This window comes from Pseudomonas sp. HN2-3 (assembly GCF_020691745.1).
Taxonomy (GTDB): Bacteria; Pseudomonadota; Gammaproteobacteria; order Pseudomonadales; family Pseudomonadaceae; genus Aquipseudomonas; species Aquipseudomonas capeferrum.
The window spans coordinates 3,724,952-3,738,767 of sequence record NZ_CP085704.1 but is presented as its reverse complement, the minus strand read 5'-3'; the positions used below and the strand labels follow the sequence as shown (position 1 = coordinate 3,738,767).

The 13,816-nt window shown below is 64.6% G+C and carries 13 protein-coding genes; 4 read left to right on the top strand and 9 right to left on the bottom strand.

Annotated elements, in window-relative coordinates; genetic code table 11:
• Positions 1 to 16: 16 nt before the first annotated feature.
• The 3 genes from LJX93_RS16960 to LJX93_RS16950 form a co-directional block, all read right to left on the bottom strand.
• On the bottom strand, positions 17 to 994 hold the full coding sequence (locus LJX93_RS16960; RefSeq protein WP_227696225.1) for a FecR family protein: 978 nt from the start codon (positions 992 to 994) through the stop codon (positions 17 to 19).
• Positions 991 to 1,497: a sigma-70 family RNA polymerase sigma factor gene (locus LJX93_RS16955; RefSeq protein WP_033698927.1), complete on the bottom strand. Its 507-nt coding sequence runs from the start codon at positions 1,495 to 1,497 to the stop codon at positions 991 to 993. Before LJX93_RS16955 ends, LJX93_RS16960 begins: the two co-directional genes overlap by 4 nt.
• 430 nt (positions 1,498 to 1,927) lie before the next feature.
• The gene (locus tag LJX93_RS16950; protein WP_227696224.1) at positions 1,928 to 2,833 is read right to left on the bottom strand and encodes an AraC family transcriptional regulator; all 906 of its coding nucleotides are present in this window, start codon (positions 2,831 to 2,833) and stop codon (positions 1,928 to 1,930) included.
• Positions 2,834 to 3,013: 180 nt separating this feature from the next.
• Here LJX93_RS16950 and calA point away from each other — a divergent pair, with 180 nt between their 5' ends.
• On the top strand, positions 3,014 to 4,066 hold the full coding sequence (gene calA / locus LJX93_RS16945; RefSeq protein WP_033698923.1) for a vanillin reductase: 1,053 nt from the start codon (positions 3,014 to 3,016) through the stop codon (positions 4,064 to 4,066).
• A 61-nt stretch (positions 4,067 to 4,127) separates the two neighbouring features.
• Here the strand turns inward: calA and LJX93_RS16940 are convergent, their stop codons facing one another.
• On the bottom strand, positions 4,128 to 5,444 hold the full coding sequence (locus LJX93_RS16940) for a hypothetical protein (RefSeq protein WP_227696223.1): 1,317 nt from the start codon (positions 5,442 to 5,444) through the stop codon (positions 4,128 to 4,130).
• A 201-nt stretch (positions 5,445 to 5,645) separates the two neighbouring features.
• Between LJX93_RS16940 and LJX93_RS16935 the strand changes: the two genes are divergently transcribed.
• On the top strand, positions 5,646 to 6,845 hold the full coding sequence (locus LJX93_RS16935; protein ID WP_033698919.1) for a sugar transporter: 1,200 nt from the start codon (positions 5,646 to 5,648) through the stop codon (positions 6,843 to 6,845).
• A 62-nt stretch (positions 6,846 to 6,907) separates the two neighbouring features.
• Here LJX93_RS16935 and LJX93_RS16930 read toward each other — a convergent pair whose 3' ends face one another.
• The 3 genes from LJX93_RS16930 to LJX93_RS16920 are packed head-to-tail and all read right to left on the bottom strand — an operon-like array spanning position 6,908 to position 9,343.
• Positions 6,908 to 7,492, bottom strand: coding sequence for a LysE family translocator (locus tag LJX93_RS16930; protein WP_095063615.1), 585 nt, complete (start codon positions 7,490 to 7,492; stop codon positions 6,908 to 6,910).
• A 50-nt stretch (positions 7,493 to 7,542) separates the two neighbouring features.
• A complete protein-coding gene (locus LJX93_RS16925; protein WP_227696222.1) occupies positions 7,543 to 8,373 on the bottom strand; it encodes an AraC family transcriptional regulator in 831 nt (276 codons plus the stop codon).
• Between the two features lie 46 nt (positions 8,374 to 8,419).
• Positions 8,420 to 9,343, bottom strand: a complete 924-nt coding sequence (locus LJX93_RS16920) for a LysR family transcriptional regulator (RefSeq protein ID WP_227696221.1) — start codon at positions 9,341 to 9,343, stop codon at positions 8,420 to 8,422.
• A 104-nt stretch (positions 9,344 to 9,447) separates the two neighbouring features.
• Between LJX93_RS16920 and LJX93_RS16915 the strand changes: the two genes are divergently transcribed.
• Entirely contained in the window at positions 9,448 to 10,101 is a 654-nt protein-coding gene (locus tag LJX93_RS16915; RefSeq protein WP_033698911.1) for an oxygen-insensitive NAD(P)H-dependent nitroreductase NfsB, read from the top strand.
• 40 nt (positions 10,102 to 10,141) lie between these two features.
• Here LJX93_RS16915 and LJX93_RS16910 read toward each other — a convergent pair whose 3' ends face one another.
• Complete coding sequence (locus LJX93_RS16910) at positions 10,142 to 11,296, bottom strand: cysteine desulfurase family protein (protein WP_095063612.1); 1,155 nt, start codon at positions 11,294 to 11,296, stop codon at positions 10,142 to 10,144.
• Positions 11,297 to 11,483: 187 nt separating this feature from the next.
• The gene (locus LJX93_RS16905; RefSeq protein WP_033698907.1) at positions 11,484 to 12,410 is read right to left on the bottom strand and encodes a LysR family transcriptional regulator; all 927 of its coding nucleotides are present in this window, start codon (positions 12,408 to 12,410) and stop codon (positions 11,484 to 11,486) included.
• A gap of 140 nt (positions 12,411 to 12,550) precedes the next feature.
• Here LJX93_RS16905 and LJX93_RS16900 point away from each other — a divergent pair, with 140 nt between their 5' ends.
• Positions 12,551 to 13,780, top strand: a complete 1,230-nt coding sequence (locus LJX93_RS16900) for an acyl-CoA dehydrogenase (RefSeq protein ID WP_227696220.1) — start codon at positions 12,551 to 12,553, stop codon at positions 13,778 to 13,780.
• Positions 13,781 to 13,816: the final 36 nt, after the last annotated feature.

Here is a 13,816-nt window from a genome sequence, read left to right as displayed (position 1 = left end):
ATTTTCACAAATATTTTCATTTATTGCGCTTGGGGGCGATCAACATCAGCCACGGGCCATAGCGCTCGACGCTGATCGGCAGGGCCTCGGCCAGGGCCGCCAGCGCCTGCTGTGGCTGGTCCAGCGGGAATACACCTTGCACGCGTATGTCTCGTACCGCTGGCGCTACCCGGATATAGCCCCGTTGGTACGGCCGCAGCGCATCGACCACGGCATGCAGCGGTTCGTCGAGCACTTCCAGGCGGCCCTGCAGCCAGGCTGCACGTTGTTGTTGCTCGCCATCCAGACGCTGGATGCCATCGCTGCGCAGCAGTGCTGCCTGCCCCTGTTGCAGGTCTTGCCAGCGGCCATCGGGCAGGCTGGCGCGCACGCTGTGCTCGAACACCACAACGCGGGTGGCGTTGGCTTCCTGGCTCACCAGGAAACGGGTGCCCAGCGCCTGCACCTGCCCTTGCGCCGTGCGCACCCGCAGCGGCCGTCGCGGGTCTGCCGCGACCTGGATCAACAGGTCTCCGCGGCGCAGTATCAGCAGCCGTTGGTTGGCATCGAAGTCCAGGTCGACGGCACTGCCACTGTTGAGGCTCAGGCGGCTGCCATCGGCCAAGGTGAAGCTGCGCCGTTCGCCACTGGCGGTGTGCAGGTCGGCCAACCAGTTTTGCGCCCCGTCGCTGCGCCAGCCGCCCCAGGTTGCGGCAGCAGCGACGCTCAGGCCAGCCAGGGCCCCCAGCACTTCGCGCCGGGAGTGGGTGGGGGCGAGCAAGACCTGGCGCGCATCGGCGGCATGCCCGGGGGCGCGCCGGTCCAGCGCGCGCAACGCAGCAAACGGGCTGCCGACGCGCTGTTGCAAGCGGTCCCAGGCCCGTTGGTGCGCGGGGTCCTGGCGCAACCAGTGGGCCAGGCGTTGCAGCAATGCCTCGTCTGGCGTGCCGGCTTTCAGCGCGACCATCCAGTCGATGGCCTGCTCGCTTATCGGGTCCAGGCCGGCTGCGCTCATGCTTGCACCTCGCACAGGTAGCACTGGCGCAGGGCCTGCTTCATGTAGCGGCTGACGGTGCGTTCACTGATCTGCAGCCGGGCGGCGATGTCGACATAGCTCATGCCGTCGAGCTGGCTGAACAGGAAGGTGGCCTTGACCACGGCGGGCAAACCGTCCAGCACCTTATCGATGGCCACCAGTGCCTCGATCAGCAGCAGTTGCTCTTCGGCCGAAGGGGCGACTGGCTCGGGCAGCAGTGCCAAGCGTTCGAGGTAGGCCTCTTCGAGTTGGCGGCGGCGATGCCGGTCGAAGATCAGCCGCCGGGCGATGGTCGAGAGGTAGGCGCGCGGCTGCTGGATGCTGTCCGGGTCGACACGCGCGCCGAGCATCTGGCAGAACGCTTCGGCCGCAGTGTCTTCGGCGTCGGCGCGATTGCGCAGGCGTTTGAAGATGTGTTGGAGCAGCCAGCGGTGATGGTCGCTGAAGAAGAAGCCCAGCTTGCGGGTCGAGGTGCTGTCCAACGCCTGGCATCCAGTTGTGAGTGTGAATCGTTCTCAATGGTAACTGGGGAGTCTGGTGGGTAGCAATGGGGGCGTGGCTCTTCGGGGTGTACGGCTGGGTTTGGCGGTGGGGCGGATATCGAGCGCCGCCCGCGCGGCGCTTCGCGGGGCAAGCCCGCTCCCACTGTCTACCTCCGGCCAGTGCTGTCAGTTACATTTCCACTGCCAGCCTTGGTGCATGGCATGAGATTGAGGTGAAGCAAACAGCACCCGCCTCAATATCGAGTCGGGCACACAAGGCGGACAGTGAAGATGCCACAGGCATAATTGGCCGAAGGTAGACAGTGGGAGCGGGCTTGCCCCGCGAAGCGCCGCGCGGGCGGCGCTCGATATCCGCTCCCCCACACATCCCCAGCCAGGCACCTGAACACCCCACACATTCCCCCCGCAACTAAACCGGCAAGCTCTGATAAGCCGTCTCATCCCCAGGGCTGCGGTCAAACTGGCGCTTGTACTCGCGGCTGAACTGCGAGGTGCTCTGGTACCCCACCCGGTGCGCCGCCTGCGCCACGCCAAGGCCCTCACCAATCAGGATCTGCTGCGCCTTGAGCAGCCGCAGGCGCTTGAGGTACTGCATCGGCGCCATGTCGGTGCAGCGCTTGAAGTGTTCGTGGAAGGTCGACACGCTCATGTTGGCACGCGCAGCCAGTGCCTCGACACTCAGTGGCTCGGTGTAGTGTTCGCGCAGGTGGGCGAGGGCGGCGCCGATGCGGGCGAAATGCCCCTGCTGCTCGACCAGTGCCCGCAGCACCCCGGCCTGCGGGCCGCGCAGCGCGGTATACAGCACTTCGCGCACCCGTGGCGGGCCGAGCACCTTGGCATCCAGCGGGTCCTGCAGGCACTGCAGCAGCCGCTCGACACTGTCGCGCATGGGCGCATCCAGGGCCGCCGACGTCATCGACTGCGGGGTCTGCGCCTGTACGGCGGCATCCGGGGCCAGGTCCATGCTTTGCACCAGTTCACCGAGCACGCCACGGTCAATGTCCACCGCCACGCCCAGCAGAGGCGCATCACCGGTGGCAAAGGTTTCACACATGAACGGCACCGACAGCGCCTGGACCAGGTAGTGGCCGGCGCCGTACTCCAGGGTGCGTGGCCCCAGGCGCGCGAGTTTGCTGCCCTGGGCCAGGATCATCAGGCTCGGCTCGTAGATCTGCGGGCTGCTGGCCACATAGTGGTCCCAGCTCAGCACCTGAACCTGGGGCAGGTGGGTGGGGACGAAGCCCGGACGCGTGGCGAGGCGGCGGATCAGCGCGCAAAGGGGGGCATTGGCGTCGACGTGACGAGTGAGCTGCATGGTTAACCTGGGCAGAGAATCAGACAGTTGCATCATCGCAGATTGACGGTCTAGCGTCAGATGCTGGCAGGCAACTCCGGAGAATCGGGCATGGATGCCGGAGAATCTGCGGTGGGCGAGGGGGGGCATGACGCGCAGAATGCGCCGCCTGAATCGTTTCACTTTTTTGCGAGGTCCCGCATGTACACCGCCATCGGTTATGCCGCCCAAACTTCGACCAGCCCACTGGCCCCCATGACCTTCGAACGCCGCAGCCCGCGCCCGGACGACGTCGCTATCGACATCCTGTATTGCGGCGTGTGCCACTCCGACATCCACCAGGCACGCAACGAGTGGGGCATCGCCGTGTACCCGCTGATGCCGGGCCACGAGATCATCGGCCGCGTCACCGCCGTGGGCGACAAGGTGTCTGCACACAAGGTCGGCGACCTGGTAGGCGTCGGCTGCATGGTCGACTCGTGCCGCCACTGCGAGGCATGCGCCAAGGACCTGGAGCAATACTGCCTGGAAGGCCCGACCATGACCTATGCCACCCCGGACCGGGTCGATGGCAGCAACACCATGGGCGGCTACTCCAGCAGCATCGTGGTCAGCGAGCACTTTGTGGTGCGTATCCCCGCCGGCATGGACCTGCCCAGCGCCGCGCCTATCCTGTGCGCCGGCATCACCACTTATTCGCCGCTCAAGCACCACGGTGTAGGGCCGGGCCACAAGGTCGGCATCCTGGGTATGGGCGGCCTCGGCCACATGGGCATCAAGCTGGCCAAGGCCCTGGGCGCGGAAGTGACCTTGTTCACCCGCTCCCAGGCCAAGGCCGAAGAAGCCCGCCGCCAGGGTGCCGACCATGTGATCGTGTCCACCGATGACGAGCAGATGCGTGCTGCGGCCGGCCATTTTGACTTCCTGCTCGACACCATCCCGGTGCAGCACGACCTCAACCCGTACCTGGAAACCCTCAAGTTCGATGGCGTGCACATCCTGGTCGGTCTGATCGAACCTATCGACCCGGCGGTGCACGCGGCCAACCTGGTGCTCAAGCGCCGGGTACTGGCTGGGTCGTTGATCGGCGGTATCGCCGAGACCCAGGAAGTGCTGGATTTCTGTGCCGAGCACGACATCCGTTGCGACATCGAAATGCTCGATATCCGCAATATCAACCAGGCTTACGAGCGGATGATTGCCGGCGATGTGAAGTATCGCTTCGTGATCGACATGGCCACGCTTCAGGGCTGATCCACGGGTTGGCCTGCACTGGCCCTTTCGCGGCGTTGCACGCGAAAGGGCCAGTGCAGATTTACCAGACCAGCGCCTTGTCCCACCCCTTCCAGAACAACCACCGCCGTACTTCGCCATGCTCCCCGGTGCCGATCTGCCATTCAGGCCGCCCGCTGCCCAGGGCAATCACCGAAATGAAGCCGGCATGGCTCGCCGCAACCACCGTGCGCCCGTCAGCGCTGATGTCCATGGCACTGATGGTCGAACCCAGGTAGTGCTGCCAGTGTTCCGCGCCATCCTCGCCAAAGGCCCGCAAGTAGCCGTAGGCGTCACCGACGATATACTCGCCATCGCCTGCGACCCCAGCGTAAACCCGCGCCCCATCCTGCAGCAGCGGTGTGCGTGGGTCTTCACTGTAGTAGTCGGTATCCAGCCCCGGCAGGTCGGCCACGCGTACCCCGAGCGTGCCGCCGTTGTAGAAGTGGCAGGCATTGACGATCAACTGGTCGCCGCGGCGGTTGAACAGGGCGAAATGTGGGTACTCACCACCTGGGCCTACCTGCGCCACCAGCGCCAACTGATCGTCCAACACCAGATGGCGGCTGCTCTGCTCGCCGACCACGATCAGGCGCCCATCCGGCGACACCGCACCATGCTCCATGGCCAGGCCCAAGGCGATATCGTCCGGGTCGGTGCCTTCGGCTAGCTCTTCGAGTATTTGCGATTGGCGCGGCAGCAACCGGGTGGCGCCTTCGGCCGCCAGCAGGAAGATGCCCTCGGCGCTCACCAGCAGTACCCGTTGGCCTTGCGCGAAGGGCACCAGCGTGGTGGGGGTCGGCGGCAGGTCGAAGGGGTCGAAGGGGTAACCGGCTGGCAGCCCCTCCAACCCGCTAGGCCAAGGGAGCCGGGCGACCTGCGGGCCGCCCCAGCCATCGGTCACGCGCACGCCCTCGGCGTTGGCCAGGGCAAAGTAGCGGCGTTGCGGGCAACGGCCGAAATGCTCGATACCGATGACCGGCGTCACGCCCTGCTGATCGATGCGTACTACCTGGCCCTTCTCATAGGGCATGCCAATGCGTGCGAGCAGGCTGCCGTCGTCCAGCAGCAAGACATTGCTGATACCTTGCCCATGCGTGTCGAGCAATGGCACCAGCGGCAGGTGTGCAGGCGGCCAGGCCGTGCGGAAGGCCTGGCGTTGCTGTTCGTCTACCCCCGGCTGGTTGATCGCTTGCAGGGCGGCCTGCCAGGCGTCGAGCAAGTGCTCGGTGGCAGCGTGCTGGGGTTCTTCGAGGTCATCCCAGCCCTGCTCGCAGCCTTGCGCGACGTAGCGGTTGATGGCCTGGGCGTAGGCGGTGACCGCCTGCTGCCACTGCTGCTGGGGTTGTTGCTTGTCCATGGGCGGATCGGGCTCCTTGTTCCGCTTGCAGTTCACACAAAGCGCGCATGTTACGCGCAATGTGCGCGGGTTGTGAGGCCTGGTATTGACGCGTACCATGCCGGCATTCCTTCCAATAACAAACCCGTGCCTCAGCGCGGCCGATACTTGGCCCCTGACGCGCGTCTTTTCGCCATGCCTGCGGAGCATAGAATTCCACCCATGAACGGACCCATACCCACCGACCTGCCGCCGACCACCGGTGGCGGCAGCTGGCTGAGCGTCATTGCCCTGGCCTTGGCGGCCTTCATCTTCAACACCACCGAATTCGTCCCGGTGGCGCTGCTCAGCGACATTGGCCGCAGCTTCGACATGAGCACCGCCCAGGTCGGCCTGATGCTGACCATCTATGCCTGGGTGGTCGCCCTGGCGTCGCTGCCGATGATGCTGCTGACCCGCAACATCGAGCGACGGCGCCTGCTGTTGTTCGTGTTTCTGGTGTTCATCGTCAGCCACCTGTTGTCGTGGCTGTCGCAGAGCTTTGCCATGCTGCTGGTAAGCCGCATCGGCATCGCCCTGGCCCATGCCGTGTTCTGGGCCATCACTGCGTCGCTGGCGGTGCGCGTGGCGCCGCCTGGCCAGCAGGCCAAGGCACTCGGCCTGCTGGCCACCGGCACCACCCTGGCGATGGTGTTGGGTATTCCACTGGGCCGCGTGGTAGGGGAAGCCTTGGGCTGGCGGGTAACGTTCCTCAGCATTGCCGGGGTGGCATTGGCCACCATGCTTTGCCTGATGAAGTCGTTGCCGCTGCTGCCAAGCCAGAACTCCGGTTCGCTACGCAGCCTGCCGATTCTGTTCAAGCGCCCGGCCCTGGTCGTCACCTACCTGCTGGTGACGCTGGTGATCACCGCACAGTTCACTGCCTACAGCTACATCGAACCCTTCGCCCTGAACGTGGCGCAGATCAGTGGCGAGCGCACTACGTTGTTGCTGCTGTTGTTCGGTGGCGCCGGGGTGTTCGGTTCGGTGCTGTTCAGCCGCTACAGTGAGCGTTTCCCCCAAGGCTTTCTGGTGGGTTCGATCGGCCTGCTGGCGGCCTGCCTGTTGTTGCTGTTGCCGCTGTCGGGCAACTTCTACGTGTTTTGTGCGTTGAGCATGTTCTGGGGTGTGGCGATCCTGAGTTTCAGCCTGTCGTTGCAGTCCAAGACCTTGAAGCTGGCGTCCGATGCCACCGACGTGGCCATGGCCTTGTTCTCGGGTATCTACAACATCGGGATTGGCGGTGGGGCACTGCTGGGCAGTATCGTCAGCAGCCAGATGGATGTGGCCTATATTGGCCTGGTCGGAGGCTGTGTGGCGGTGGTGGGGTTGGCCCTGGCCTTCGCCAGCACTCGGCGCTTTCGCGAAGCCTTGGGCACCTGATTGACCGTGCCGGCCGCTTCGTGGGTTTGCCCGAGAAGCGGCCGGTGCAGCCACCATCAAATTCAACCAAGCAGCGTCGCCCAGGCCGACACCAGCAACATCCCCGCCAACCCTCGGTTGAACCACCGCAACCGCTCGGGTGCCTGCAACCAGCGCGCACTGCCCACCCCCAGCAGCGCCCAGGCCGTCATGCACGGCAGGGCAATCAGCAGAAACACCAGCGCCAACTGCCACACCGGCAGCGCCGGCGCGGCAAACACCCCGATCACCGCCACTGCCATCATCCACACTTTCGGGTTGACCACTTGCAGCGCAGCTGCGCTGAACGCATCGAAAGGTTTGTGTGCGCTGAGGTCCAAGGGCTGCCCGGCGCTGCGCAGCATGCGCCAGGCCAGCCAGCTCAACCACAGCACGCCCGCCCAGCTCATCAGTTGCTGGGCCAGGGGGTGACGCAGTAACAGCTCGCCCAGCCCCAGCCCGACCAGCAGCACCACCGCCGCCGCTGCGCCACAGCCGGCCAGGATGGGGGCCACGCTTGCGCGCAGGCCCTGCCGTGCACCGTGCGCCAGAATCAACAAGTTGGTCGGCCCCGGGCTGATACTGGCAACCAGGGCGAAGAGGATGAAGGGCAACAACGACTGCGACATGACACAAAGCTCCGAGGGGTCGAAGCACCATGTTCGCCGTCAGGCCGCCGTCAGTCTGGAAGGTTTGAGCAGCGCCTGCGGTAGTCGGCCGGGGTCAACCGATAGGCCCGGCGGAACCAGCGACCCAGGTGGCTCTGGTCGGCAAAGCCCAGCGCCATGGCCACTTCAGCGGGCGTCTGGCCTTGGGCGAGCAGGCGCCGGGCGCGGGCCAGGCGCAACTGTATCAGGTAGGCGTGCGGTGCCAGGCCGAACGCGGCCTTGAAGGCGCGGGTCAGGCGAAAACGGTCGACGCCACATGCCTGGGCCAGGTCTTGCAGGCCGATGTCACGGTCCAGGTGAGCATGCAGGTAGTCACGTGCGCGCTGAGCGGTCAGCGGCAGGCGAGGGTCTGGGTTGAGGCGTTTGCGCCAGTGCAGGTGGCGGGTCAGGCAGGCAAGCAGGTCGTCCATGGCCGTCTGGCGAACGATGCGAAAATCCTGGTTGTGCACGGTGTGAAAGGCCAGCGCGGTGGCCCGTGCCAGGCGCGCGTCGTGGCACAGGGTATCGGCAAAGCTGGGCAGGCTGGCACTGGGTGCATGCTCGAACAGCGTTCGTAGCTGGTCTTCGAGCCATGCAGGCTCCAAGTACAACGTCGAGTAGGTAAAGCCTTCGGCGGTCGGCGCGAGGCCGTCGTGGAGGTCGCCGGGCTCCAGCAGAAACACCTGCCCCGGCGTGCTGCGATGGCGCACCCGCCGGCAGTTGAACTGCTGCACGCCTTGCTCGGTGATACCGACCAGAAAACTGTCATGCCAGTGGGGGTCGTAGGCATGCCCGGTGAAATGCGCGCGGACCGACTCGATGCCGGTGTCGGCGTCTTGCTTGAGGACGATCCAGTTGCTCATGGGGGCAGCCCGTGGGGAAATGGCTACCTTAACGCACGTACCCGTATCAGTCTGGAACGATTGTGCAGCCCTTGTTCAGCAGCCGGGGCCGCAGGGCTTCGAAGCGCTCGCGCAGCCACAGGTGCAACTGCGTCACTGCCGAGGTCAGTTGCTTGCGGTGTGGGCAGACCAAGGTGACCGGCGTCGGCTCGCCCAGGTACTCGGGCAAGAGGATCTCCAGCTCGCCCGCCTCGATGTCGGCGCTCACATCCAGCCACGATTTATAGACGATACCTTCACCTAGCAGGGCCAGTCGGCGAATCACGTCGGCGTCGTCGCTGACCAGCGGCCCCCGTACCTGCACGGTGCGGTTGCCCACCCGCCATTTGTCATAGACGCGGTTCTGTTGCAGGTACAACAGGCAGGCATGTTGCTGCAGTGCCTCCGGTGTCTGCGGGCGGCCGTGGCGCGCCAGGTAGTCCGGGGAGGCAACCAGCACCCGACGGTTCCAGTTGGCCAGGGGCAGGGCGATGTAGTTGGCGTCCTGGTTGAGGCCATAGCGGATGGCGATGTCCACCGGGTCGCGATTGAGGTCGGCCATCTGGTCGGACAGAAAGAAGCGCAGGTGCAGCGCCGGGTGCTCGCGACGGAACGCGCTCAGCCAAGGCAGCAGCATGTTGCGGCCCATGTCCGAAGGTGCCGAAACCTGCAGGGTCCCGCGCAAGGTACTGGCGTTGCCGTGCAGGTCCTCGCGGCCTTGGCGCAGGCTTTCCAGCACGTTCTGCGCCGTTGGCAGGTACAGCTCGCCCTCGGCGGTCAGGCGCAGGCTGCGGGTAGTGCGCGCGAACAGGCGCACGTCCAGCTCACGCTCCAGGCGCTTGATGGCGGCGGCCACCTGGCCCGGCAGCAGTTCGGCCTCGTGGGCGGCGGCTGTGAAGCTGCCCAGCACGCTGCTGCGCACGAACAGTTCGAGGTCGGCGATGCGTAGCATTTTCACTCCTGGGATGAAAGTGTTGCTGCATTGTGCCGGTTTTTCTTTTTTGCAGGAAAGATACCATGCGCGACACATCCCATTTTCACCGCAGGAGTTGTTGCATGGATACCGTTTCCCTGGCCAAGCGCCGCTACACCACCAAGGCTTACGACGCCTCGCGCCGCATTCCTCAGGCCACGATCGACGCGTTGCTCGAGCAACTGCGCCACAGCCCGTCCTCGGTCAACTCCCAGCCTTGGCACTTCGTCGTCGCCGACAGTGCCGAAGGCAAGGCACGGTTGGCCAAGAGCACCCAGGACCGTTTCGCCTACAACTCGCCGAAGATCCTCGATGCGTCCCATGTAATCGTGTTCTGCGCCCGTACCGAAATGCCCGAGGCTCATCTGCAGGCGCTGCTAGACCAGGAAGCCGCCGATGGTCGTTTTCGTGACGAGCAGGCCCGCGCCGCGCAGAACCAGAGCCGTCGCCATTACGTCGACCTGCACCGTTTCGACCAGAAAGACGTGCAGCACTGGATGGAAAAGCAGACCTACCTGGCCTTTGGCACCGCGCTGCTCGGCGCGGCGGCGCATGGCCTGGATGCCACGCCCATCGAAGGCTTCGACAGCAAGGTACTGGATGCCGAACTGGGCTTGCGTGAGCAGGGCTTTACCAGTGTGGTGATCTTGAGCCTGGGCTACCGTAGCGAGGGTGATTTCAATGCGGGGCTGAACAAGTCGCGGTTGCCGGCTGCGAAGGTATTCACCTTCCTCTGATAGCGCCAGGGGCCGCCCGCCGGCCCCTGCTGTTTGCGCCTTACCAGAGCGCCAGCGAAGCCGCCGCTGTGACCCTGGCGAAGACCTCGAGTGCTTTATCCACTTCGGCCTCGGTGCTGAAGCGTCCGATACTCAAGCGCACGCTGTTGCGCGCCCGGCTTTCATCCAGCCCCAGGGCCAGCAGCACATGCGAGGGTGCATTGCTCGCCGAGTTGCAGGCCGACGTGGTCGACAACGCCAACTCACTGGCCAACGCGGCACTGTTGAAGCCTTGGCTATCGATACACAGGTTCAAGGTATGCGGGATGCGCTGCGTGGCACAGCCATTGAGGCTTACCGCCGGCAAGGCCAGCAACCCGTCGCGCAGGCGCTGGGCCAGTTGTTCGATGCGCTGGTGTTCACTGTCGCCCGGCTGGCCAGCCAGGGCGAAGGCGCTACCCATACCGACGATCTGGTGGGTTGCCAGGGTGCCGGAACGCAGCCCCTGCTCATGCCCACCGCCGTGCATCTGCGCGCGCATCAGTTCGCGGGCACGCGGGCCGACGTAGAGCGCGCCGATGCCTTTGGGGCCATAGGCTTTGTGGGCCGAGAACGACATCAAGTCCACCGCCATTGCCGCAAGGTCGATGGCCAGCTTGCCCACTGCCTGGGCCGCGTCCACATGCAACAGCGCCCCATGGGCACGCACACGCTCACCAATGGCGGCGAAATCGGTCACGGTACCCAATTCGTTGTTGACCGCCATCAGCGAGACCAGGCGGGTATCGGCGCGCAATGCCGCCTGCACGGCATCGGGCTGAATCAGCCCGGCCGCATCCGCAGCCAGGCGCGTGATGGACCAGCCTTGGCGCTCCAGTTCAGCGACCGTGTCGAGCACGGCCTTGTGTTCCAGCTGGCTAGTGATCAGGTGGCCCGGTTGGCTGATGCCTTGGGCGATGCCTTTGAGTGCGAGGTTGTTGGATTCGGTCGCGCCTGACGTCCACACCAGCTGATCAGCACGGGCGCCAACGCGTTCGGCCACCTGCAGGCGTGCCTGTTCCACCGCGTTGCGGGCAGCCTGACCATAGGCATGGCCACTGGAGGCGGGGTTGCCGAAGTTGGCGTGGCGGCCAAGGCAGGCGAGCATCGTTTCGATGACGCGGTCGTCAACGGGGGTGGTGGCGGCGTAGTCGAAGTAGAGCGGGGCGCTGGGCATGGGGGCGGGTCCGTGTCTGTCACGTTGGATTCGATGATCGTTGGTGCAAGCGTACCCGCCCGTGGGCTGATGGTTTTTGTCTTATGCCTGGCTGATTGTGCCCAGGCTTGGAAAATAATTCTCGCTTTGCCCGTTTCTGGAGAAATTAATTTTCAATACTCGGTGTAAACGACCTTTGGCAATCGCCTCAGGCCGGCGCCAGCGCGCGTTCTTCCTCGGCCACCACCTGTTCGCACAACTCGATGATCTGCTCGCGCATCCAGCGGTTGGCAGGGTCTTGGTCAGTGCTCTCGTGCCAGTACAAGTGCGTTTCCAGCGCCGGTACGTCTACCGGCAATGGCTGGTAGCGCAATTGATGACGGCGGGCGAAACGCTCGGGCACGGTCATGGCCATGTCGGTCTGCTGCAACACCTGCGAAGCCATCAGGTAATGCTGTGAGCGCAAGGCAACCTTGCGCTGTACGCCCATCTTGCCCAAGGCCAGGTCAACATAGCCCAGGCCATTGCGGCGGCTGGAAATATGGATATGGGTCATGCCCAGGTAGCTGTCCAGGGTCAGTTTGCTGTCGGCCAGCGGGTGGCCTTGGCGCAGGGCGCAGACGTAGCGGTCTTGCATCAGTTTGACGTGGCGCACCTGCGGGTCGGTGTTCAGCGGGGCATCGACCGCGAAATCCAGGCGCCCGGCTGCCAGTTCCTTGGTGGTTTCGCGCCGTTTGCACAGAAAGCTTTCAATCAGCACTGCAGGTGCCAGGCGGCGCAGCCGCTGGAACAACGGCGGCAGGATCACCGCTTCGGTCAGGTCGGTCATGCTGATGCGAAAGGTCTTGTTGGCCTGCTGCGGGTTGAAGATACGGCTTTCCTGCACCGACGTGCGCAGCAGGGCCAGGGCGTTGCGCACCGGGCCAATGATGTTCTGGGCCATGGGCGTGGGCACCATGCCTTGCGCGGTACGCACGAACAGCGGGTCGTTGAAGGTTTCGCGCAGTCGCGACAGGGCATTGGACACCGCCGGCTGAGTGATGCCGACAATCTGCCCGGCGCGGGTCAGGTTGGCTTCGGTGTAGATGGCATCGAAGACGATGAACAGGTTGAGGTCGACCTTGCTGAGGTTCATGTGCGCCGCTCATTGTTGGAATTATTGCCCGATCATATATCGGTTATGAATGTTTATACACGCGGAAAATAGACTAGGTGGATGGGCGCTTGCTGCTCTAGGCTCTGGCCCATGTACTCCGAACCGTGAAGGTAGCCCCGATGGATTTCGCCTATTCGCCCAAGGTCCAGGCACTGCGCGAGCGCGTCACTGCGTTCATGGATGCCTACGTCTATCCCGCAGAAGCGGTGTTCGAGCGCCAGGTCGCCGAGGGTGATCGCTGGCAGCCCACCGCGATCATGGAAGAGCTCAAGGCCAAGGCCCGCGCCGAGGGGTTGTGGAACCTGTTCTTGCCCGAGTCGGAGTACGGCGCCGGGCTGAGCAACCTGGAATACGCCCCACTGGCCGAAATCATGGGCCGCTCGCTGCTCGGGCCAGAGCCGTTCAACTGCTCGGCACCGGATACCGGCAACATGGAAGTGCTGGTGCGGTATGGCAGCGAGGCGCAGAAACGCGAGTGGCTGGAGCCACTGCTGCGCGGCGAGATCCGCTCGGCGTTCGCCATGACCGAGCCGGACGTGGCCTCGTCAGACGCCACCAACATGGCTGCCACCGCCGTGCGTGATGGCGATGAATGGGTGATCAACGGCCGCAAGTGGTGGACATCCGGCGCGTGTGACCCGCGCTGCAAGGTCATGATCTTCATGGGCCTGTCCGACCCCGAGGGGCCGCGCCACCAGCAGCACTCGATGGTGCTGGTGCCGACCGATACGCCGGGCGTGAAGATTGTGCGGCCGTTGCCGGTGTTCGGCTACGACGACGCGCCACATGGCCATGCCGAGGTGCTATTCGAGAATGTGCGGGTGCCTTATGAAAACGTGATCCTCGGCGAGGGCCGCGGCTTCGAGATCGCCCAGGGGCGCCTAGGCCCAGGCCGTATTCACCACTGCATGCGTTCGGTTGGCATGGCCGAGCGGGCGTTGGAGTTGATGTGCAAACGCTCGGTCGAGCGCACTGCCTTCGGCCGGCCTCTGGCCCGGCTGGGCGGCAACGTCGACAAGATCGCCGACTCGCGCATGGAAATCGACATGGCACGCCTGCTGACGCTCAAGGCGGCGTACATGATGGACACCGTGGGCAACAAGGTCGCACGCAGTGAAATCGCTCAGATCAAGGTGGTGGCGCCGAATGTGGCCTTGAAGGTGATCGACCGGGCGATCCAGATGCATGGCGGCGCGGGCGTGAGCGGTGACTTCCCCTTGGCCTACATGTACGCCATGCAGCGCACCTTGCGCCTGGCCGACGGGCCGGACGAAGTGCACCGGGCGGCGATTGGCAAATATGAGATCGGCAAGTATGTGCCGGTGGAGATGCTGCGCAGTTCAAGATGAAGAATCGGAAGTTCTTGCACGGGAATTCCTTGTCCA

Excerpts from the sequence above, each read along its gene's own strand:
- LJX93_RS16915 (WP_033698911.1), top strand. The coding sequence starts at position 9,448 with ATGGATACCGTTTCCCTGGCCAAGCGCCGCTACACCACCAAGGCTTAC.
- LJX93_RS16935 (WP_033698919.1), top strand. The coding sequence starts at position 5,646 with ATGAACGGACCCATACCCACCGACCTGCCGCCGACCACCGGTGGCGGC.
- LJX93_RS16920 (WP_227696221.1), bottom strand. The coding sequence starts at position 9,343 with ATGCTACGCATCGCCGACCTCGAACTGTTCGTGCGCAGCAGCGTGCTG.
- LJX93_RS16900 (WP_227696220.1), top strand. The coding sequence starts at position 12,551 with ATGGATTTCGCCTATTCGCCCAAGGTCCAGGCACTGCGCGAGCGCGTC.
- LJX93_RS16925 (WP_227696222.1), bottom strand. The coding sequence starts at position 8,373 with ATGAGCAACTGGATCGTCCTCAAGCAAGACGCCGACACCGGCATCGAG.
- LJX93_RS16940 (WP_227696223.1), bottom strand. The coding sequence starts at position 5,444 with ATGGACAAGCAACAACCCCAGCAGCAGTGGCAGCAGGCGGTCACCGCC.
- LJX93_RS16960 (WP_227696225.1), bottom strand. The coding sequence starts at position 994 with ATGAGCGCAGCCGGCCTGGACCCGATAAGCGAGCAGGCCATCGACTGG.
- calA (WP_033698923.1), top strand. The coding sequence starts at position 3,014 with ATGTACACCGCCATCGGTTATGCCGCCCAAACTTCGACCAGCCCACTG.
- LJX93_RS16910 (WP_095063612.1), bottom strand. The coding sequence starts at position 11,296 with ATGCCCAGCGCCCCGCTCTACTTCGACTACGCCGCCACCACCCCCGTT.
- LJX93_RS16950 (WP_227696224.1), bottom strand. The coding sequence starts at position 2,833 with ATGCAGCTCACTCGTCACGTCGACGCCAATGCCCCCCTTTGCGCGCTG.
- LJX93_RS16930 (WP_095063615.1), bottom strand. The coding sequence starts at position 7,492 with ATGTCGCAGTCGTTGTTGCCCTTCATCCTCTTCGCCCTGGTTGCCAGT.
- LJX93_RS16905 (WP_033698907.1), bottom strand. The coding sequence starts at position 12,410 with ATGAACCTCAGCAAGGTCGACCTCAACCTGTTCATCGTCTTCGATGCC.